1 protein-coding gene and 1 pseudogene are annotated in these 983 nt (G+C 68.1%); both read right to left on the bottom strand.

What is annotated here, in order from left to right:
• Positions 1–272: pseudogene (locus tag JCM25156_RS18105) on the bottom strand (aminotransferase class IV); the annotation flags it as partial.
• Positions 269–983 (bottom strand): anthranilate synthase component I family protein (locus tag JCM25156_RS18100; RefSeq protein WP_025814247.1); only part of this gene is annotated, 715 nt, incomplete at its 5' end. The pseudogene JCM25156_RS18105 and the gene JCM25156_RS18100, both read right to left, overlap by 4 nt.

Raw genomic sequence — 983 nt, 5'->3', positions numbered from 1 at the left:
GAACCGGCCCCGAGCGCGCAGGCCGCCAGCATTTCATCCACCGCCGCCGCGATCCGCGCGCGATCGGGCGGGGGCAGCATGAGGGTCGTGGCCCCTTCCTCCAGCCTGCGCATATGGCGGTCGAAACTGCCTGACCTGCCCGGCGGAGACACGCATGGTCTCGAACAGGCCATCCCCCAGCAGGAAACCCCTGTCCGCCGGTCGATACGCGCCTGCCCGGCGGGCAGCAGGCGGCCATTGAGCCAGACCGGCAGGGAAGCCGCCACGGTCATGCGCCCGCCCCCTCCGCCCGGGTGCCGAAAATCGCGAGGAGGGCCGCTATTTTCAACTGCATTTCACGATATTCGCGCATCGGGTCGGACTCGAAGGTAATGCCCCCGCCAGCGGCGGCGATGATGTGGTGGCGCGTCATGACCAGCGTGCGGATGATGACGGAACTATCCATCGCGCCATCACACCCGATCCAGACCACGGCGCCGCAATAGGCCCCACGGGGGGAGGCCTCCAGTTCATCAATAATGCGCATGGCGCGGTGTTTTGGCGCGCCGGTTACCGAACCGGGCGGCAGGATGGCGCGCAGCAGGTCGGGCGCGTCGCACCCTTCGCGCAACTGCCCCGTCACCTCCGACACCAGATGGTGCACATGGGCAAACCGCTCGACCCCGAACAGTTCGGGCACCCCGACGCTGCCCAGCCTTGCCACGCGCCCGATGTCATTGCGCATGAGATCCACGATCATCAGGTTTTCCGCCTGTTCCTTGGCGTCATGACGCAGGGTGTGGGCCAGATGTTCATCCTCGGCCGGGGTCACGCCGCGCGGGGCCGTGCCCTTGATGGGCCGGGTGCTGATCGCGCCATGGGCCGCAAGGGCGACAAACCGCTCGGGCGAAGCCCCGAGAAGGGCCCATTCCCCGTTACCGGACAGGAACGCCCCGAACGGCGCGGGAGAATGCGCGCGCAGGGTCCGGTACACATCAACCGGC

It is taken from the genome of Komagataeibacter kakiaceti JCM 25156 (assembly GCF_000613305.1).
Note: the sequence above shows the minus strand (reverse complement) of the source record. Positions and strands in the feature narration are given on the sequence as shown.